The organism is Prevotella sp. DNF00663 (genome assembly GCF_001553265.1).
In the GTDB taxonomy this organism is placed as follows: domain Bacteria; phylum Bacteroidota; class Bacteroidia; order Bacteroidales; family Bacteroidaceae; genus Prevotella.
Genome location: NZ_KQ960605.1, coordinates 21,347 through 24,036 on the forward strand (window position 1 = coordinate 21,347; position 2,690 = coordinate 24,036).

The 2,690-nt window shown below is 34.6% G+C and carries 1 protein-coding gene; it reads right to left on the minus strand.

The features are described 5' to 3' along the window. Positions 1-251: 251 nt before the first annotated feature. Complete coding sequence (locus HMPREF3034_RS03870) at positions 252-2,384, minus strand: TonB-dependent receptor (protein ID WP_062433384.1); 2,133 nt, start codon at positions 2,382-2,384, stop codon at positions 252-254. Between the last annotated feature and the right edge of the window lie 306 nt (positions 2,385-2,690).

Below are 2,690 nucleotides of genomic sequence, written 5' to 3' on the forward strand. Positions count from 1 at the left end.
AAATACGTTTTGTTATCTTTTGGCTTCTTTTTATATAAAACAGGCTGCGCCTCAACAATTCAAACAAGTTTAATTGCATTCGGCTTGCTCCGTTTTTGGTTCAAAATGTAAGTTCGTTCAGTCGTGTAGCTCGCTACACTCCTTCACCCTCTTGCATTTTGACCTCAAAAATAAGCTCAAAATCTAACAAAGCTAATTTATAGAACCAGCCAATATATATTTACTGCTGGTCATCATTGTGACCTCTGTTTTTAATATTTAAATGTTGCAGTTAATGTTATCTTACGTCCATCAGCATGCGCATACTCTGCATCTCTTGCCATTAACATTGAAGCTGGCGTATAATAAGTATTATTAAGCAAGTTTGAGATACCTAAATTAAGTTCCCAATCCTTTAAACTTATTCCTGTTGAAAAGTTGAGTAAATTTATACTACTAACTTTTCCTTCACCCTCGTTATATATACCTTTATCTGTGGTGTCAAAGCGGTTACGGTCTCCTGTATGAACGTAATGTAGCTGCATATACATATTTTTAATAGGAGCATAATCAATATATACAGCAAACTTGGCTGCTGGGATAGATATGTTAGACATATAGGTATCCCATTTCTCTGAAGTAGACTTGAGCTTCCCCTCAAACCATGAGAAATTGGCACCTGCTTTTAAGTTGTTTAATATTTGCGCATCTGCATTCAATTCCATTCCATATACCTTTTGAGGTGTTCGGTTGACTACCCAAAAACCAGCTTCATCAATCTTAAGGTCGCTACCCAACTTTGAATAGGTATAAAAAACAGATCCATTTAGCTGTAACCTATGATTGATATCAGAGTATACACCTAACTCAAAGTTATTTGTCTTTACTGGATTAGTAATAATCTTGGATAAAACGTCTTCTTTAGCTGCACGCAGCGTCCGTCCTAAATCAAAAATAGAAAAACCTTGCGAAAAAGCAACGAAAGGTTGAAATATCGACAACTTATTGAAAGATATGCCTGCATTAAATGAGAAATTATTATATTTTAGTTTACCTCCCTTAACATGTACTTCAGGACTGCTGAGTTTTGTACGCAATATATCGTAATCAGGTACATTGACATCTATAACGTCATAACGTCCTCCTAATTTTACATGAAGACATTCCCAAAGAGTTGTCTTTGTTTGCAAGAATGGAGCATGATTACTACTCTGAAGTTTAGGAACCCAATAACGTCCATCTACAAGTGGCTGGGAGGTTTCATCCAAAAGATAATCATATCCATAGGTAAGACGAGTGAAGAGATTTTCAGATATTGACAAGAATGTATTAAATTGAGAACGGAAACCTATCTTTTGATCTTTGATGGTAGCTTGTCCGCTTTTTTCTTCCCAGCGCGGTTTTTTCGGGTTATGTTTTCTGAAATCAAATATTGTGTATAAACTTGTACCATATATAGACGCCTCAAAATCTGTATTTGGGAATAATTTACGAGAGGAAAATTTTAAATACGCATTATGGTTATAAGGTGTACCCTCATCAGCAGCCTGTGGGTCTTTTTCACCGAAGATACCTATAGCTGGACTCTTTAGATATTTTCCTTTTTGCTGAACAAGAGCAGTATGCTGCAGGCTCCGATAGAAATTATACATAAATTCTAACTTATTTTTGGCTGATAATGCATAACCTAATTTAATAAGAGCGTTTGACGTATAAGTATCACCTAATCCATAGCGTGGAGAGATATATTCACCAGAACCATCAATACTACTACCTGTTTTTACAAAAGAACCGCTAACAAGATAGTTTAATTTATCTATAGAACCATAAAGTTGTTGGTTGACACGATAGCCCATTCCTTGTGTTCCATGATAAAAATTATAAGTTGAACCTGAGAGAGAAGACGCACCAGCAATCTTTTTATTTTTTGTATTCTTTTTTGTGATAATGTTTATTACACCTCCAATAGCACCATTTCCGTATAGTGCAGTCGAACCCTTTACTATTTCAATGTGATCAATAGCAGAAACATCTATAGAACGTATGTCTCGGTCTGTAGATCTTAATGGAGTGGATTGTGGAATTCCATCTATTAATATGAGCGCGCCCCTGCCTCGAAGAGATTGGGAGCGTGAACTTGTTGTATTGCTTGCTAACGCCATGCTTGGAGTGAGTAAACCTAAAAGGTGAGATAAATCAGGTTCAGCTTTACTCATTGTTGCAATTTGCTTTTGATCTATAATTGTTACTGTTGCAGCAGCATTAGACTTTATTTCAGGGATACGCGTAGTGTTTATAACAACTTCCTTTAAAAGATACGTTGAATCTGTCTTAATATGCTCTTTGGCATTACCAAATGCATACATCATAACAATCATACTCAGGATTAAGTATTTTTTCTTCATGTGAAATAATATTTGTAAATAATAAATTAAGAGATTCATTTTAATGTCTTTGATGAACACTAAATTAATTTGCAAAGGTATTAAAAAAATAAAAATATTACAATACCTAAAAATCATGAATCTTCATCAACTCTTAGTAAATAGTCAAAATAAGCCACCTTTCACACTAACATCAACTCTGTTGTTCGCACGGCACTTTCATTTAAAAGGTCGTTTGTTTCATTCGTTGTAAAACAACAATGTCCTTAAATGAAAGAGCCGTGCCAAAAGATAACAAAACGTATTTCATAAAAATTTAATGACTAT

What these genes read in the sequence shown, in the direction of transcription:
- HMPREF3034_RS03870 (WP_062433384.1), bottom strand. Translation starts at nt 2,384, where the DNA reads ATGAAGAAAAAATACTTAATCCTGAGTATGATTGTTATGATGTATGCA.